Raw genomic sequence first — 15,192 nt, forward strand, 5'->3', positions numbered from 1 at the left:
AACTCACCAAGGTTCGAAGTTATGGAAGACGACAACCTAATCATGCAAACCTATGTTAAAACTGAATTTATCGCCAACACTCGGTACAACGATGTCATAAGCCATGACATTTATGAAAAAGGCAGCGGAGCCGTCATCGTCCTCATTCAAGAGCTTCCAGGAATTGGTAAGTCTACCTTACGACTGGCAGACAAGTTAGTCAGCCGCGGCTTTAAGGTTGTATTGCCACATCTATTTGGTCCTCTAGGTTCTATCAGCATATTTGGCAATACCGCACGCCTATTTTGTATGCGCAAGGAGTTTCAGTTATTTAAACGTGGCAGAATGAGCCCTGTTGTAGACTGGCTGGCCGCGCTGTGTCGTCATGTAAAAGAAGTTAACCGAGTAGAAGGTGTGGGCGTCATTGGCATGTGCCTAACCGGCAACTTCGCCATTAGCCTGATGGCCGATGACAGTGTGCTCGCCGCCGTTGCATCACAGCCAAGCCTACCCGCCTTCAACAACAATAGTTTTCAAATGGATCGCAGCGATATCGACAAGATTAAAGCTAAAATAGATAAATCACACCCAGTGCAAGCGCTACGCTTTGCAAAAGACCCCATGTGTTCAGCCAAACGATTCAAAGCCCTCGACCAACTTCTAAATGAACCCAACAAACAACGCGTAGAATTTACCGAGCTACCCGGGCTTGGACACTCCGTCTTAGCACTTAATTTTGTAGATAAAGCAGGCCACCCCACGAATTTGGCGCTTGAAAAGGTGATTCATTACTTCAAGAGCCAGCTCTATGCCTCTTAACCTCTAACCTCTCTAGTCAATAAGTGTGATTTTTGTGATGCACTTAACAAAACAGTACTTTTTTTGATCGTTTTTCGCTATATTAGACTTATAGAATTAGACAGTGTGAATATAGCCACTGTGTAAGGAAATGGATTTTGTCTACTTTAAAAGGAATTAGACTATGAATAAATTAACAATATCCGCATCGCTTTGCGCATTCCTCCTCTTTGGCTGTGATTCCCCTGGCAACAAAACTGACATTTCAATCTCTGATAATACAGACGATGAAGCTTACTCTGTAGTTACGGCCACCGGAGTAGTTCGATCAGGTGAAGGTAGCATCTGTGCAAATGGTGGCGTTTCAATCGATACCGGCATCGACTTGAATGGTGATGGCCTTTTGAATGCGGATGAAGTCACTAAAACCTATACTATTTGTAATGGTGTGAACGGTTCAGATGGGGCTAATGGCCTAAATGGCGCAAACGGTACAGGTTCAACACTGTTTATTGAAATAAATACGGAAGACCCTGGCGCTAATTGTGTTTTTGGCGGAAAACGAATTGAGCAAGGCTATGATAGTAATGGTAATGACACACTTGACCTTGAAGAAATCACAGAAACTAATTATGTTTGCGCCATTTATAACGTTATGGTGAGCTCACTTACTTGTAAATTTGCAATAGCTTCAGGCAATGGCGAAACTGATATTGAACGTGAAATCAGAGCTAAATATACCTTAGATACTCTTTACTCTGGTGAAATAATAGTAACTGGAGAAGTTTCATCTACTTCTATATCTTCTTCAAAAACAAAAAGATGGGCTCGATCTCAAGACGGCTGGACCACAGGGGTTGTCGGCCTGATCTTTGATGTCAAAGGTGATGACAATTTCGGTCAATGGGTCTTCGGTGTCACTCGAGTAGACGGTGCCATTACTTCAGTTGAACTATATTACACCGACCCGGATAACAGCGGAGATCCAGAAAATCAGGTAGTTCTATCAACATCTTTTACGGTTGAGCAATGTAACGCCCAAGCAGACTAATGAAAATAGCCACTTTAGATACTGAAGCAAAACTTCGGTATCTAATTATTCTCCATCTAGACACTTCAAAGCTTAATGTGCCACTGAATTAGGATTGACCTAAGGATTGAACTAAGGTTGATTTTAATAAGCCTCAGCGAGAGGGATCTCGCTGTGGAGTGTCACATGGATGTGCTCGAACGACTTCTTAAAATCAACCCTTCAGTTAATCCGCAACATCCCACAGTTTCAAAATAAAACCCCAGTCTTCTGACGAAAGCCTAATCAAGCCACCAAGCTAAACTCAATATAGATAAAATCAATTAGATCGCAAAGGCTGATTATCCGTTGCCAGCGCGTACAACTTATCTTTATCAATCAAGCTAATTCGGCTGTGGTTTACTTCCAGTATATTGGCATCGGTGAGTTTTTTTAACAAACGAGATAGGGTCTCTGGTTGAATCGCAAGTTGCGAAGCGAGTAACCGTTTGGGTATATCTAAGTTAAGCGAACCGTCAGTACCTTCTAGCGCTTGCAAAAGATAATTAACCAAACGATGCAGCGCATTTTGTAACGACAGGTTTTCAATTTCGTTTAGCTGCGTATGTAAGCGCTGGCTCATGCGCGCCATTAGCGCAAAACAGGCTTCGCTGTTTTCTCGAAGCAACGCAACAAAAGATTGATTATCAAACCCAATCACAACGGCATCCGTTAAGGCGTCGGCAGTAACAGGGAAGAGAGTTTGCTCTCCAAACATTAGAGCCTCACCAAAGCACTGACCTTCACGCACCACATCGACAACCTTTTCATGGCCGCTCGGAGCAATACGATATAATCGGACCGTACCTGATATCACAAAATAGAACCGATCAGCATTATCACCTTGATGAAATAAGGGCATTCCCTGCGGCAGAGTAACTTTATGAGAACGAACCATCATTTGCTTACGTTGCTCATCGGTTAAGCCTGAAAACAAATGATGGTTCATTAAGTTGGTGTCGAGCGATACAACATTGATCATAATTTTTCTCTGACTCGCGTTAACATCAAGTAACCATTAGCCGATTGATTCAACCCAGTTGAGAAACCCCTCATCAAAGGTTTTACCATGCTCTTGCAAAAACTTAATAAATTTAACTGGCGTTTTAGTTTCGATGTTGTCATCTTTAAAACCAACTTGCTCTAACATTGCTTCGGCACTATCAAAGATACCTACATCAAAACTAATATGTGCATCACTACCCACGCTGATTTTCCAATCGTGCTTCATTACGTTTTCTAGAATAGAAATACAATGAGGCTCCGAACCAACGCGAGACAACAACAATGAGCTGTTATTAATTTCTAACAAAACGTTATTGTCTTTTGCCGCACGAACGACTTCATCTTGGTCAATTGGGTAATTTGGATTACCCGGGTGCCCGACAATTTGAATTACGCCACTTTCGATTGCGCGAATCATAGCAAGAGTATTGTCTTTTATACTGCCTGGGGTAAATACCGGCTCGTGAAAACTGGCAATGGCGAAGTCTAAGTATGGCAATACACCATTAGGAAGATCTACATAGCGCTGACCCGAGCCTTCATACGGTTGCGCAAGTATATTCGCTTCTATACCTCTTAATATGCCAATATTGTTGACCACGCGGGGCCATACTTTCATATTGCCGAAATGCCACATGTGTGGTGAATCAGGCATTTCTGGGGCGTGATCGGTAATTGAAAACAGCGACAAGCCATTGTCTTTGGCACTTTTGATGTAATCGTGCAATGTACTGTAGGCGTGTGTGCTGGCCACGGTATGGGAATGGGTATCACAGGCTATCTTGTTGATGACTACTGCTCCTCAATAATGACTGTGGCATTGTATATGACCACACGCTTTCCATCGACATCAAAAAGCACTTTATTACCATACTCTGAACTTTGAACATCAAAACGGCCATTATATTGCGCAATTAACTCACCGCTGCCAGAATAAACACTCGCAGTTCGCTCTAGGCCGCCCACATACTCGCTTTTCATGGTTTTGAGATCACGCTGCATACTTTCTGAGCAACCTGCGGTGAGCAATGTAAAACCAACTAGACACGTTAATATTATTTTTTTCATAAATACCCCTGTTGTTTAATAGAATCCTTTGCAGGCAGTTTGACTGATTAAAAAAAGTTCACCATAGGCTAATAGTCAGGAAATCAATGCTATTCCGTAAATAACTCAGACTTTACGAGGGATTCAGCGGCCCACTGCTTGAAATTTCGGTCGCCATAAACCTGCATTCCAAGCAATAGGCCGCTTCTAAACTATGGGACAGTAGTGTCAAGAAATGTGATGTGGCTGAGCTTCTAGCTGAATAACTTTCCAACCAACCATAACCACAAAGCCTAAATAACGGTGTTCACCGGTTGATGTAAATTCAAATTGGAACGTGCGTTTAAGTTGAACTGCACCGGTTTCACCACGGGACAGCCACAATCGCTTGATGATTAAGGACTCATCTAATAGTTGAATGTCTTGGTTTTCACAGTATTTTTTTACTTTTGACAACGCAAATGATTTAACGCCCTGACCCTGCCACCAAATAGCAGCTACGGAAATCAACAGCGTTAACCACAATATATCGGTAATGGTGATCAATACCTTAGCCTTTTAGTAATAATTGAATTGTCTGTAATTGCGACGTTACTTTGTAGATTAACGCCTTTTCCACCTAAAGTTTCAGAAAATTTTATATCTGCCGATATCATAGCTGGCGGTAGTTGCTTTAGCCAACCAGAACACGACTTAATCTTGGAGTATAAATATGTTGCAATCGTTAAACATGAAACACTGGTCAGTTCGCTGGCGCACGCAGCTAATGGTGCTGTTTCAAGTTGGTTTAACAATAATTGGCTTTACCGTGTTATTGGTAGGAATGAGCTATATTTCCCAGTTAATGGACCAGCAAAAAGTGATTGTCGATCAACAACAATCTACTTTGGTTGAACAAAACCAACGTTTTAAAGACCAACGACATGAATTAACGAACCAACAACAGGCCATCGAACAGCAAACCTCAGCGTTAGAACTGCAAAGTGCCGTCTTTCAGGTATACCAGGTTTACCCTCAGTTTTTGTTTTGGCGTCTTGCCTCAACCTCTTCTCTTGCAAGTAATGATGTGAAAAATGGTGATAGCTCAGAAAAAGAACTCATTAGCGCAGTGCAAGCTATCCAGGGGCTTGATGAAGAACTTGCCGATGCTATTGATGTATTTCTACTCGATTTAGAAGATTTTAACGCTAATATTACTAATGCAATCGAGGAATTTAATTCAGGTGATGACCAACGCGGCCGGAGCTTAGTTTCAGCTAGCCAAAACAATGTTATCTCCATGACCTCTATGCTTGAAGTTGTACTGTACGTTTCTGATGAAGTAGCCGTTGAAGCCCGCACCTTGGTCAATAATAGTCTGGAGTCTTTAGAGTTTTCCGTCGCTGCCGTTGAGCAATCTGGCCAAGCGATAGCTGATTCAGTCAATAAAGTTTCCGAAAGCAACAGAAAAACGGTTGCAGAAGTGCAATCTCGGAAAAGCCAGGTGCTGTTTATTTTATTGATTATTACTGTCGTGTCGGTTTTGGTTGGCTCCTGGTTAAGCCAGTCTATTATTAACCCCTTAAATCAACTGCGCGATAAGATTGAAGCGATCAGTAAGCAGTCAGACCTTACCATTGTAATCGACGATAGCCGCCGTGATGATATCGGCATTATCTCTGCAAGTATAAACACTATGATTACGAGCTTTAGACGTATGGTTGACGAAGTTCGTACCCAGGCAAGCGACATTTCACTAGAAACCGAGACCCAAACTCAGAATAACCAAGAAGTTCGGGATGCATTAGCAAATCTAAATGTTGAAGTTGATTCTGTCGCTGCTGCCATTAATGAAATGACCGCCTCAGTCAGCGGTATAAATAGCATTACAACCAGTGCAGCCTTGGCAGCAACTGACGGCAACGCCTTATGTGACCAGAGCCAAACTCAAGTACATCAAAGCAGTGAACAGGTATTAGCACTCCACTCTCAACTTACAGAAGCCAGTACACGGTTATCACAACTTGCGGTTAAAACTGAGCAAATTTATTCTGTTGTCGATGTGATTCAAGGTGTGTCTGAACAAACCAACTTACTAGCGTTAAACGCGGCTATTGAAGCAGCCAGGGCTGGAGAACAAGGCCGAGGGTTTGCGGTAGTAGCAGATGAAGTAAGAACCTTGGCACAGCGCACAGATCAAAGCACAACTGAAATAAAAGTGATGGTTGAGGAGTTTACCAAAGAAGTTCATATTGCCGTAGAGGCCGTAAACAATGCCAGCGGCTCTGCCGAGTCAGCTAAGTCTCACTCAGATTCTGCGCAAAACTCCATCACCAGCTTGCACAGTTCAATGCAAAATATTAGAGAGATGAACGACCAAATCTCACAATCAACACAAGAGCAAACTGATGCAACCAGCGCGATTGACGCCTCGGTAAATAAAATTTCTATGCTATTGGTTGATATCGCCGACAAGGCCAGCTTAACGTCAAAAGCCATGCTTAGGCTGAACCAATCTACTCAAGCTTTAGAAGACCAATCGCAGCAATTTAAATCTTAACGAATAATTCTGATTCTGTAGAAAGAGCAATGGCATTGATGTTAACCATCAATGCCATTGTTTTGTACTGATCCTCGAACGGGAACAGCATTACAAAGCAAATATTACAGCGCTGCGATAACCTTTGCTTTGATATCATCAACACTGCCAACACCTTCGATATAGACATACTTAGGGGCTGCTGCAGGGTCTTGTTTAGCCCAGCCACTGTAGTACTCGACCAAAGGCTTCGTTTGCTCATGGTAAATTTCTAGACGCTTACGAACAGTTTCTTCTTTGTCGTCTTCTCGCTGAACAAGCTCTTCACCTGTTTCATCATCAAGTCCGTCTTTAGCTGGTGGACTGTGCTTAAGGTGATAAATACGACCTGAAGCAGGATGAACACGACGACCACTCAAACGCGCAATAATTTCGGCGTCGGCCACATCAAAGTTAATCACTGCATCTATTTCAATGCCTTGAGTTTTTAATGCATCGGCTTGTGGAATGGTGCGCGGGAAGCCATCGAAAAGGCAACCATTTGCACAATCCGCATCTTTGATTCGCTCTTTAATTAGTCCAATAATGATGTCATCAGAAACGAGACCACCTTGATCCATTATTTCTTTTGCTTGAACGCCTAAAGGGGTTCCCGCTTTTACAGCTGCACGTAACATGTCACCTGTTGATATCTGAGGGATATCAAATTTCTCACAAAGGAACTGAGCTTGAGTGCCTTTTCCAGCACCTGGTGCCCCGAGCAAAATAATACGCATCAATCACGTACTCCTATAATCACTGAATTAAGTGTACAAAAAACAACCTAAACAATAGGTTATACACCTGCTTAAAAAAAACGATTGGCTACTCTACTCTTGGAAATAGCCAGTTACAACCATCAATTGATGAATAACTGGCTATAACCACAGCATATATTAGTCGTAGTTAACCCGTATTCCGCATCCCTGCTGATATTCCTGCCATGGTCACTTTCAAGGCCTGTTCTAAATCTTGGCTAATTTGCCCTGAGTTTCGCTCCCTTTTGAGCAATTCAGCCTGCAAATAGTTCAAAGGGTCAGTATATGGATTACGCACATTTATTGACTGGCGCAGCAATGGATCAGAGGCCAATATCATATCTTGGTCTTTAATTTCATTTAATAATACTTCGCTACGCTTTAAATCGGTACGCAATACTTCGCCTAAACTGTGGTAAGCAGGATCAACTAGCTGCTGTTCGTAATAAGCCGCAATAGAACCATCTGCCTTTCCTATTACCATTTCTAATAAGTCGAGGTAGCTACTGAAAAAAGGCCAGTTCTCGACCATATCTGCTAAGACGTCGGGTTGCTCTTTCAGGGCAAAATCTAAGGCTTGTGGCGCACCGAGCCAGGCAGGCAAGTTTAATCGCACTTGCATCCAAGCAAAAACCCAAGGAATAGCTCTAAGACTTTCAATGCCGCCACTGGCCTTACGCTTAGCTGGGCGACTGCCTAATGCCAGCTTCCCTAACTCTTGCTCCGGCGTAAGCGATCTAAAATACGGCACAAAGCGTTCATCCTCTCGCACAATTTGGCGATAACGATGTAAGCTCTGATCGGACATCTGCTCAATAAGTGTGCGCCATTCGGGTTTGGGCGCATCATGCGGGTCTAGCGTAGCGCGCAAAGTTGCCGCCACATAGACAGCCAACGATCGAATCGCCACTCTAGGCAGGCCAAATTTGTAGCGGATCATCTCGCCCTGCTCTGTCACGCGAATACGGCCTGGTACCGACCCTGGCGGTTGCGATGCCATGGCCTTTTCTACTGGACCGCCGCCACGACCAATGGTACCGCCTCTGCCGTGGAACAGCATAAGCGTCACTTCATTCTTTTTCGCCAATTTCACCAGCGTTTCTTGTGCTTTGTATTGCGCCCAAGTTGCGGTAATTTTGCCGGCATCTTTAGCTGAATCTGAGTAACCAATCATGACGGTTTGTTGCTGATCAATATACTCGCGATACCATTTACTTTCCCACAGTTCAGTCATTACTTTAGGCGCTCGATCTAAATCGTCTAAGGTTTCAAACAACGGTACTATGGGTACATTCCATTCGACGCCACATTCTCTTAGCAATAGAGCGACAGCTAACACATCAGATGGGTGTCGAGCCATAGAGATAATATAGTGAGAAAGTGTTTCCCGAGGCTGCTTGGCAACTTCAAAACAGGTATCGAGCACTTCTAAGGTATCAGCACTGGGTTGCCATTTACGCGGTATTAGAGGTCGTTTGCTTTCGAGCTGCTCATATAAGAAGGCTTGCTTTTTGTTTTCGTCCCACTGGGCATAACTCCCTAAACCCACGTACTGCGTAACTTCATCAATCGCCAACAAATGACGCTCACTGTCTTGACGAATATCTAACGGCACCAAGCTAATGCCAAAACAGTGCACTCGGCGTATTGTATCTAGCAGCTCACCATCGGCAACTCGCTTCAAGCCCACTTCACATAAAGATTCATAACAGGCCATTAACGGTGCTAGCAGCTCCTCTTTCGTGCTAATAGGAGGCTTGGTGGTACTGACCTGACCGGCCAAGGTCTCTTCTGCCCACAAACGTGTGTTCTGTAAATTTTGTTTAATGCGGTGCATGCATTGACGATAAGGAGTTTTAGCGTGCTCTCCCCAGTTCTCCGCAAAGCTTGGTGTTGTAATTTCCATACTCAAGCGTGCCGTAAGGTCGGAGATATCTCGCAGGTACAAATCTGCTGCCATCCAGCGACCTAAAATCAACACTTCGCGTGTTACTTCGTGGGTCACGTTAGGGTTGCCATCTCGATCGCCACCCATCCACGAATAAAAATGGAATGGGCAATGGTCTATGCCAATGCCTTGGCCCGTTGTGCGCCGAGCAATGGCATCAAGTTCACGCAAAAAATCTGGAACGGCGCTCCACAATGAATTTTCAATAACAGCAAAGCCCCACTTCGCTTCGTCGACAGCCGAGGGGCGTTCATCACGCACTTCATCGGTATGCCAAACTTCATCAATGGTGCGCTTTAGCTGGTCGGTAAGCTGGTCTTTTTCATACTGGAATAAATCGGTACGAGAGCTTTCGCGTAGCACTTTAGAAACTCGCTCATACTTGCGAATCAGCGTACGCCGAGTGACTTCGGTTGGGTGTGCGGTGAGTACCAGTTCAATGTCTAGCTCTTTTAGTGCCGCAGCGACTTGGTCTTTGCCTATGTTACGGGTCAGCTCGACAATAGAGTCTTCAAGAATATCTTTATTAGAAGACTCGGCAGATGAAAAATATTGCTGCTCTGCAATGTTGGCAAGATTTAAGAACTGATTAAAAGCCCGAGCGATGGGCAAGATGTCTTTATCTTCTAAAGAGGACAAGGTTTTAATTAGCTCAGTTGCATCGCCAGTATCACTCTGGTTGACAACTTTACCTTGTTTGCGTATTTCTTCCACTTTTCGGTAAATATCGGTGCCATGATGTTCTAACAGGGTGCCACCAAGCAATTCACCTAATAAACGTACGTTATCGCGCAGTGTTTCTGGGATTAGCGTCATTGAATTCGTTCTCCTGATGTTCGCACGTTGTTTTACCATAGCCGAGCAACAGTAGGAACTAAAAAAAGTGCATTGCTGTTTTGCATTCGCCACAAATTTTAGGCAAAAAAAAGCTCCGACACCACATGGGTAGGAGCTAAGCAATTTAATGCAAGAGAGTCAAAATCAGGCGCTATTCTAATTGAAATTACCTAAGTGTAAACCTCATTGCCCTACATTGTGGATTTCAAAAAACACCTCCAAATGTAAACCAAAGATTACACCTATTCGCTCTCAGATGGTGCACCTTCAAAATAGGCGCCATCGAATATGTTATCTACCGAAGGCTCAATTAGGTTTTTCTTGCCATCCATATTCTGGATGCGTAATTCCCAAATGCCATTTAGTCGGCTTTCACGAAGTCCATCTGTGTTATTAGATACAATGGTAGGACGCAATATGATCAACAAATTGGTCTTTTCTTTCTTGATAGTCTTAGATTTAAACAAAACTCCTAAAATTGGAATTTTACCGAAAAACGGTACACGACTTTCAGACTCAGTAATTCTATCGGAGATTAGGCCACCCAATACAATCGTCGCACCATCATTCACTAAGACTTCCGTTTGGACTTGCCGTTTGTTTGTGACCACATCGACCGCGCCAAAAGAGTTGTCTTCGTTTACAGATTCAACAGTCTGGTCAACCTCTAAACGTATCGCCCCGTTTTGCTGGATATGCGGGATGACCGACAGCGTCGTACCAACATCTTGGCGATTAATAGAAAATGGGTTATCTGCGGATTCTCCACCGGTTTTAAACGGAACTGAACTGCCCACGGTAATAAAAGCTTCGCTGTTATCTAATGTCATGACACTTGGCGTAGATAAAAGGTTGGTGTTACTTTGCGATTCTATCGCTTGAATAATTGCACCAAAAGATGCCGGACTACCAAAAGGATCTGCTAGCCCAATAAAGGCTCCATTAGGCAAATTAGCTAACGCCCCTACGCCACTTGAGGCTACATTCCCAGCCACCTGCCCTAGACTCGCGCCAGCTTCAGAAAAGGAAGACGCAACAAACGGTACGCCATCCCCTGCTAATTCAGGGTTTGTTGCCCACTGCACACCCAATGCATCTAAATTATTACCGGTAATTTCGACAATAGCGGCTTCGATCAACACCTGCTCACGTGGAATATCTAATTGTGAAATCAATTGCTCTAGTTCAACCAGTTCTGATGGCTCTGCACGCACGATCAAAGCATTTTGCTCTTCATCCGCCAGGATGGAGATCGGCTGCGACGGCGGCGCTCCTTGACCCGCTGCTGCACCTGTAGAGGCGGCTGCAGAAACACCTTTTAGTATTTCAGCCATTTTTTTAGCATCGGCATTATTCAAAAAAATTACTTTAAAAGTCGCGTTTTCTTGCGCTGGGGTATCGAGCTTTTTAATCAATTCAACGATTTGCGCCCGTGCTTCCTTTTCACCTTTGACGATAATGCGATTACTGCGTTCATCACCGACAAGTTGAACTTCTCGTGAACTGGTTGCTCGAGATTGAGCACCGCCTGCAACAGCTGTCGGTGAAATTCGCTCTAATAGCGTAATCATTCCGCCAACCCAAGCATGCTCTAGATTAACAACTTCAATCTCTTCACTTCCGGCCTTATCGAGCAGTTTCACAATTTCGGCCATACGCTCAATATTGGTCGCTCGATCGGCAACGATAAGTACGTTAGCCGAAGGCACTCCGGCTAAATGCCCATAATTTGCCACCATTGGGCGTAAAATAGGTACTAATTCCATTGCTGAGGCATTTTGAATGGGAAACACTCGAGTGATGATCTTTTCGCCAGTCTCACCTTCTTTCGTAACCACTTCAATACCGGCTGACTTGATATCGGCTTGGCCGATAATTTTAATGACATCGCCCGTATCAACAGCTGAAAAACCGTAGACTTCTAATGTGGCTAAGAAAACTTCATAGATTTGCTTCTCAGTCATTTCTTTTTCAGAAATCACCGTCACTTTACCGCGCACTCTAGGGTCAATAATAAAAACCTTGCCTGTCACTTTAGCAACCAAATCGATCACTTCTTTGATTTCAGCATCTTGCATATTTAAGGTGAATTTTGCATCACCCGCACTGTAGACATTTACTGCAACACTCATCAGTAAAAATACAATGACAAGACGAATTTGATTGAAGACGACCATTCGCTAGTTCCTTAATTAAAAAGTCGGTATCGACTGATAGATGGTAAAAGATCGAGAACCACGGCGAATTTGAATTTTCAGTTCACCACCAGTCTGTAAAAATTGATTGAGTAATACTTGATCGGACTGAATATTACCGACCGGTGAATCATTAACCGCTGTAACTATATCACCTGGCCGTAAACCCACCATTTGTAATTGTCGCGCTTGCCGGGTGACTTGATAACCCCCTTCTGTGGGCAGTAAACCCATTTCATTAATAAAGGCTTCGGGATCTGCATTGGCGCGTTCTTGTACATAAGTGACCATGCCTTGAACTTGGCTTTGCAAGTCTCCACCTGAGGCGACGGCACGGTTAGCTTGTTGCAGTGCTTCTTGGAAACTATCAGATGAGCCATCATTACTTTCGACTGACTGTACCGGCTGCATTAGACCACTTGAGATTATTTTTTCATAACGTAATGTCTCTAATTGGCCATTACGGTCAAGAATAACTCGATCGCCAAATACTTTAGATAAGCTGGCTTGGCCAAACATATCCTCAGTAACAGTGAAGACTTTTCCTGCTCCATTTCCTTCGCCAATTATAGCAAAGCCTTGACCCTCACCCTGCGCCATCACCGCGTGTAAGGTTAGGTTTAATTTAGTTTCTGGCGCTTCTATTTCGTCTACTTCTTCTTCTGTTTCTACTACAACACTGCCAAAAAACTCTCTACTCGCTGCTTGACTACCAACTTCAGCCCAATTCACGCCTTGGGAAGAATTCGACGTAGGAACGGCAGGTAGTATACGGGGTACATTTACTTGCGTGCTGGGCGCTAACAATAACCAAGTTAATTGCGCGCATAGAATGGCGCTTAGAATAATCATCAAATATATAATGTAGCGTTGCGCTTTGAGCCAAATACTCAATGTCTGATTAATCCAATCCATTAAAACACCTGCTGAGACACATCGAGCAACGAACGACCACCCGTAGGCAGGGGTATATCCATTACTTCTGCTAAGGTTCTTTTAACTGACAATGTACCCATTCCTGTTCGATCTAGTGACAACACAATAAATTCTTGCGCACCGGTATCGGTAATTAACAATTGCCATAATTTATCGTTGTTAGACAGCTCGCCTAGCATGGTGGGGACCTCATATTGCTGAACTGATCGGCCGACAGGAACTGAAATTGGCCCACCTGAATAGCTTAAAGAGCCTGACGCATCTCCTAATTTATAGCCCCAAGAACTGGCGGCGGAGAGTTGATCTAACTGCAACCTCCCTTGTAAGGTAACCCGATAGGGCTGCAAAAAAGGCGTTAATGCTTGCTCATCGACATAACCGGTTAAATCATCAATAGCCATACCGAACACCGACGGGCTCACTAAAGCTTCAAAATCAAAATACTGTCCTAGCATAGAAACTTGGAAAGGTAATGCCAAGCGAAATAAATGCAGCGGTTTAGTACGCCACTTTAGCTGTATATCACCAACTTGTTTATGTTTAACAACTGCTTGGCCTTGCCAAATACTGCCTTCAACCTGTTCGGCCGACAAGCCTGCACTGGACATTACTGGGGCCAATGTAGGTAAAACCCAACGCACCGGGAACATAGCGGCCAATGCAAGGAGATAAACGACCAAGAACACAAGTATGTATTTAAAGTTAAGGTATTTCATGAACTAAGAGCAGTAGCCTGAGTTTAGTTGTTATTGGAAAGCAGTCTAACTGACCGTATTTCGCTTAACAATCGTTTTACAAGTCACATACGTCTTATAAGTGGTGTCATTTAGCAGGAAATGGCACTAATCTCAAATGGTGTTCAAACTACTGGAATAAAAAGATCAGAACCTACTGTCTTTATTTGGTAATCTAGGGTTATAAAGATTAAAAGCCTCGTTTGGAAACCAATATCTGCTAATAATAAGAAATCTATGGAAAACAAACATTCAGTCCCCATTGAACTTGTACGGTCCGCGTTAGCAGGTTGCATCCGGCAAAATATTAACATCAAGAGTCTATTTACAGAGTCTGGCATGCTGTATTTGTGGGGCATGTATAACGACCCAAAGTGCCAAAACCGAGTGAGTTTAGATGATTTTGGCGCGTTACTTCGAGCTATGTGGTTCCATTTAGGAGATGAGTCGGGCGGCTTCTTTAGCCGTCCAATGAAACTAGGGACTTTTGCCATGATGTGCCATGCCATCATTACCGCTGGTAATTTACGTCGCACCCTTCTTCGCAGCGCGCGATACATGGCAATAGTATCAGACGATTTTAGGCTAGAATTAAAAGAGTCCGGTAATGAAGCGCACTTACTCATTCATCTAGACAACCCGCATAAAATCGATGATTCGTTTATCGTGACTTCAATATTTGTAATTTGGATTCGATTGTCGTGCTGGTTGATAGATAAACCCATCATGTTAGAGCGAGTTAATTTTCGTTTTGCTGAGCCCAACTTTGTCGACGAATTCCCAAGTATGTTTCCATGTCGACATGCCTTTTCACAAGCAGAGAATAGCATTGTCTTCAGTCGTCATTTGTTGGAACTCCCAATCCAACAAAACCCCGAAACCCTATTACCCTTTTTAGGACATGCTCCTGAGTCCTTATTGACACAGTTCTGCCAAGACAACAGTCTGACCGGCCAAGTAAAGGGTTTGCTATTAAACCGCCAAGGTCTACAAACAGAATTAGAAAACATGAGCTTTGAAGTCATTGCTGAGGAGCTAAGTCTGAGTACGCATACGCTACGTCGAAGGTTAAAAATTGAAGGCAGCAGTTTTCAGGAAATAAAAGACAGTCTGCGACGCGATAGAGCACAGAGTTTGCTCAATGTGCCCGACAATTCAATTCAAGATATTGCCTTACAACTTGGTTTTTCCGAATCAGCAGCGTTTGCACGTGCGTTCAAAAAATGGACCGGGTTAACGCCTGGAGCTTACCGAGAGCAGTTAATTCACAACGATTAAGTAATATTTGTATCCCCCATAACCACCGCCATGCAATAAAAAGTCAACTAA

13 protein-coding genes are annotated in these 15,192 nt (G+C 43.6%); 4 read left to right on the forward strand and 9 right to left on the reverse strand.

Annotated elements, in window-relative coordinates:
• Positions 1-21 precede the first annotated feature (21 nt).
• Positions 22-798, forward strand: coding sequence for a dienelactone hydrolase family protein (locus ACI882_RS09930; RefSeq protein WP_411744341.1), 777 nt, complete (start codon positions 22-24; stop codon positions 796-798).
• Positions 799-961: 163 nt separating this feature from the next.
• A complete protein-coding gene (locus ACI882_RS09935) occupies positions 962-1,828 on the forward strand; it encodes a hypothetical protein (protein WP_411744342.1) in 867 nt (288 codons plus the stop codon).
• 298 nt (positions 1,829-2,126) lie between these two features.
• Here the strand turns inward: ACI882_RS09935 and ACI882_RS09940 are convergent, their stop codons facing one another.
• The 4 genes from ACI882_RS09940 to ACI882_RS09955 all read right to left on the reverse strand — a co-directional run bounded on the left by ACI882_RS09940 (position 2,127) and on the right by ACI882_RS09955 (position 4,444).
• Positions 2,127-2,828 (reverse strand): Crp/Fnr family transcriptional regulator, encoded by a 702-nt coding sequence (locus ACI882_RS09940; RefSeq protein WP_411744343.1) that lies wholly within the window; start codon positions 2,826-2,828, stop codon positions 2,127-2,129.
• 36 nt (positions 2,829-2,864) lie between these two features.
• Positions 2,865-3,641 carry a phosphatase gene (locus ACI882_RS09945; protein WP_411744348.1) on the reverse strand — a complete coding sequence of 259 codons (777 nt, stop codon included), beginning with the start codon at positions 3,639-3,641 and terminating at the stop codon, positions 2,865-2,867.
• A gap of 2 nt (positions 3,642-3,643) precedes the next feature.
• On the reverse strand, positions 3,644-3,919 hold the full coding sequence (locus ACI882_RS09950; RefSeq protein WP_411744344.1) for a hypothetical protein: 276 nt from the start codon (positions 3,917-3,919) through the stop codon (positions 3,644-3,646).
• 207 nt (positions 3,920-4,126) lie between these two features.
• Positions 4,127-4,444: a DUF3301 domain-containing protein gene (locus tag ACI882_RS09955; protein ID WP_411744345.1), complete on the reverse strand. Its 318-nt coding sequence runs from the start codon at positions 4,442-4,444 to the stop codon at positions 4,127-4,129.
• 166 nt (positions 4,445-4,610) lie between these two features.
• Between ACI882_RS09955 and ACI882_RS09960 the strand changes: the two genes are divergently transcribed.
• Positions 4,611-6,437 carry a methyl-accepting chemotaxis protein gene (locus ACI882_RS09960; RefSeq protein WP_411744346.1) on the forward strand — a complete coding sequence of 609 codons (1,827 nt, stop codon included), beginning with the start codon at positions 4,611-4,613 and terminating at the stop codon, positions 6,435-6,437.
• A 104-nt stretch (positions 6,438-6,541) separates the two neighbouring features.
• On the opposite strand, the gene adk is transcribed toward ACI882_RS09960, so the two are convergent.
• The 5 genes from adk to gspN all read right to left on the reverse strand — a co-directional run bounded on the left by adk (position 6,542) and on the right by gspN (position 13,845).
• On the reverse strand, positions 6,542-7,192 hold the full coding sequence (gene adk, locus ACI882_RS09965) for an adenylate kinase (RefSeq protein WP_411744349.1): 651 nt from the start codon (positions 7,190-7,192) through the stop codon (positions 6,542-6,544).
• 169 nt (positions 7,193-7,361) lie between these two features.
• A complete protein-coding gene (gene ppc, locus ACI882_RS09970; RefSeq protein ID WP_411744347.1) occupies positions 7,362-9,977 on the reverse strand; it encodes a phosphoenolpyruvate carboxylase in 2,616 nt (871 codons plus the stop codon).
• A 263-nt stretch (positions 9,978-10,240) separates the two neighbouring features.
• Positions 10,241-12,175, reverse strand: coding sequence for a type II secretion system secretin GspD (gspD, locus tag ACI882_RS09975; protein ID WP_411746782.1), 1,935 nt, complete (start codon positions 12,173-12,175; stop codon positions 10,241-10,243).
• A 15-nt stretch (positions 12,176-12,190) separates the two neighbouring features.
• Positions 12,191-13,108, reverse strand: coding sequence for a type II secretion system protein N (locus ACI882_RS09980; protein WP_411746781.1), 918 nt, complete (start codon positions 13,106-13,108; stop codon positions 12,191-12,193).
• Complete coding sequence (gspN, locus tag ACI882_RS09985; protein ID WP_411746780.1) at positions 13,108-13,845, reverse strand: type II secretion system protein N; 738 nt, start codon at positions 13,843-13,845, stop codon at positions 13,108-13,110. The genes ACI882_RS09980 and gspN overlap by 1 nt, the downstream gene beginning before the upstream one ends.
• Before the next feature lie 255 nt (positions 13,846-14,100).
• On the opposite strand from gspN, the gene ACI882_RS09990 reads away from it, so the two are divergent.
• The gene (locus tag ACI882_RS09990) at positions 14,101-15,141 is read left to right on the forward strand and encodes an AraC family transcriptional regulator (RefSeq protein WP_411745365.1); all 1,041 of its coding nucleotides are present in this window, start codon (positions 14,101-14,103) and stop codon (positions 15,139-15,141) included.
• Positions 15,142-15,192: the final 51 nt, after the last annotated feature.

Source organism: Reinekea sp. (genome assembly GCF_046710285.1).
Taxonomy (GTDB): domain Bacteria; phylum Pseudomonadota; class Gammaproteobacteria; order Pseudomonadales; family Natronospirillaceae; genus Reinekea.